The 2,653-nt window shown below is 53.3% G+C and carries 3 protein-coding genes; 1 reads left to right on the top strand and 2 read right to left on the bottom strand.

Going from position 1 to position 2,653, the window contains the following annotated elements:
* The first annotated feature begins 2 nt into the window (after nucleotides 1–2).
* Nucleotides 3–149, top strand: coding sequence for a hypothetical protein (locus AB7U36_RS11435; protein WP_428159903.1), 147 nt, complete (start codon nucleotides 3–5; stop codon nucleotides 147–149).
* Nucleotides 150–254: 105 nt separating this feature from the next.
* Here the strand turns inward: AB7U36_RS11435 and AB7U36_RS11430 are convergent, their stop codons facing one another.
* Both AB7U36_RS11430 and AB7U36_RS11425 read right to left on the bottom strand, forming a co-directional pair.
* Nucleotides 255–2,312 (bottom strand): transglutaminase TgpA family protein, encoded by a 2,058-nt coding sequence (locus tag AB7U36_RS11430; protein WP_428159901.1) that lies wholly within the window; start codon nucleotides 2,310–2,312, stop codon nucleotides 255–257.
* A gap of 2 nt (nucleotides 2,313–2,314) precedes the next feature.
* On the bottom strand, nucleotides 2,315–2,653 hold a 339-nt coding region (locus tag AB7U36_RS11425; RefSeq protein ID WP_428159900.1), incomplete at its 5' end, for a DUF58 domain-containing protein.

Raw genomic sequence — 2,653 nt, 5'->3', positions numbered from 1 at the left:
AACTGGACGGCACCGCAAAGGGGGGGATTGTAGCGGCGGTCTCATCCACCATGGAGCTGCCCATTGCCTATATCGGTGTGGGGGAGGCCATAGAAGATCTGCAGGAATTTGATGCAAAACGATTTGTTGATGCCCTTTTTGATGACTGATTGCGTCATGTAATGCTGTAATATGTATCGATCTCCTTTTCAACCCGGGCTTTTACAAGCCCCTTCTGAATCTTTGATTCAGGAGGGGTAGTTGACGGGGTAGGATCACCGCTTCTTCTTTTTACTCGGTCTGAATCGTTTGACACAGGCTCGAAAGCGGTCTAATTCCTGATTTGAGTCCGTACCGGAACCCGTACCTTTATACCGAAGACCGATGTACAGGTCCATGATCAATTGAATCTCGTCTGCCAGATCCGACCGTTCATGAATGCAGGCTTGTGCAAATGCAACCGGCCCCTGACCGGGGGTACGGATGATCCCGGCCAAGGACAGTTTACCTGTGAATTGATCAAAAACCAGGGCAACCGGATCTGATAATACAGGTTTCTTTTTAAAGTGCCAAACCAGGATAGCCGCAAAAAGGCTGATGCAGCATAAAGTGAAAAAGAAGAGCATGGGCCCGCGGGCCTGGTTATTTTTTATCAGTCCCATGGCTTTGAGCCAGGTAATCTGCTCAAATGCGGAGTAACCCGTAAACCAGGCTTCCCCTCTCAGGTTAAGGGTTTCAAGGGCAAATTTCAGCCGGGCCATAAACGACAGGGCCCGGTTCCCCGGTGCAATCCGGACAGAAGAGCCGTCCGGGTTGGTACGTACCCGGTCCGGGGCCACGACCCCGGTGGGATCTGTCCGTATCCACCCGCCTGTGTTGTTGAACGCCGTGTTGTCGAAATATTCCACCCAGGCATGGGCGTATGACTGGCGGACAATAAGAAAGTTACCAAAGGGATTGAGTTCTCCGCCCAGGTACCCGCCCACCAGCCGGGCAGGAATACCTGCGCTGTTGAGCAGGAAGGCCAGGGCAGAGGCATAATGTTCGCAATAGCCGCTTTGGGTCTTAAACAGGAAATCATCAATGAGGTGGGTCCCCAGGGGCGGCGGTGTCAATGTATAGGAAAAGCCGTTCTCCCTGAAATGGTCCAGGGCGCGCCGGACCTTATCTGCCGGGGTGCCGGGTGTTTGCCTTAAGGTTTGGGCAAATTCCCGTGTTCTTGGATTTAACATCCCGTTGGCGGAAATGGTTTTAGCTGCCAGATCCTGCTCAGGAGTTGGTTCTAAAGGAGTGTTTGCATCCCCGGGGATAAGGGAAGTCACTTTATACTGGATTTTTTTGGTAATTTTTTTCCTGGATTTCAGGGTCCGGCCCTGCCCGTCCAAAGCCCAGCCCGGGCCTTTTACAGGACGGTCCAGCGCCATGAGCCAGTGGGCGTTATGGGGGGCCAGCAAAATGGTTTGGACAATGGCTGTTTGGCTTTGGGCCGCTTTTTTTGCCTCGTCTGTGGGAAGCATGCCGGCGGTTTGTCCCTTCTCTGCCAAAAGGCGCCATGTGCGGCCGTCAAATGCCTGGAAGACAATTGCCCGCCAATAGAGTTGATCCGGCCGGGGAGGGACATTTTCAAACTCAACCCAGAAGGCCGGGGTCTGATCTTTTGCCAGGGATGAAATCTTTCCCGGGGAGAGGGTATCGGAAAATCGTGACTGTCCGGCAGTCGGGTCCTGGATTCCGAACAGGCTCTCCGGCAGCCTGGGAAATACCAGGAAAAGCACAACAACCAGGGGAAGGGCCTGGACCAGGATGGTGCCAGCCAGGCGTCTGCACTGTTTCATATTTATATCCGGCGCATTAATCCGGATCAGGGCAGTGGTGGTCACAAAAACTGAAAAAATCATGTAAATCATGATGACCAGGGCATCGGACCTGAAAAGGGAGGAGATAATGATGAAATAGGTGAACAGCAGGCTAATCATCCGGTGTCGGTGGGTGGACATTTCAAAAGGTTTTATGCCTGCCATCAGGGCCATGAGTCCGACAAATGCATCTGCACCGATCCCCTGCCCAAAGGTGGCCAAAAGCCCTGCCAGTCCGATGAATGTCAGAAGAGAGCGCATCAATACCGAAGGCAGGGGCCATCCGGTTTTAAGCCGGGCCAGCATATAGCCCCACATGACCATGCACCAGAGGGTGATCCACAAAGGCAGATCCGGTACATGGGGCGAAATGGCCGTCACCAAAGCAATGAGAATGGGAATGACTTCCTTTTTTTCCCGGTCGAGAACGACACGCCCCTGCCCTTTGGGGGCGGCAGTAAAATAAGCGGGTCCCATGCTTATGCCTCCTCCCCCCGGCTGCCGTACAGTGCCAGCGCCTTAAGGCATTTGTGGCAGTGGGGTCTGCCATTGTCAAAAGCGATGTTTACCCCATTGGCCAGGCGCAGGCCGTACCGGAGGTTTTCCTTTTCAGCATCTAAAACCGCCCGGCAGAGCAGGGAAAGCTTTTCTTCAACACCGCCGGATTTGATCAGGTCCATATCCAGCAGAATTTCGCCGCCGGTTTCAGCTGTGAAATTTTTAATAAAAATCCCCAATCCCCTGGAATAAGTTTTCCATGAAATGCGGCCCATGGAATTTCCCGGCACATATGGCGCAAGGCCCTGGAAATCATCGGG

It is taken from the genome of Desulfobacter sp. (assembly GCF_050177295.1).
This window is presented reverse-complemented; position numbering and strand designations above follow the sequence as displayed.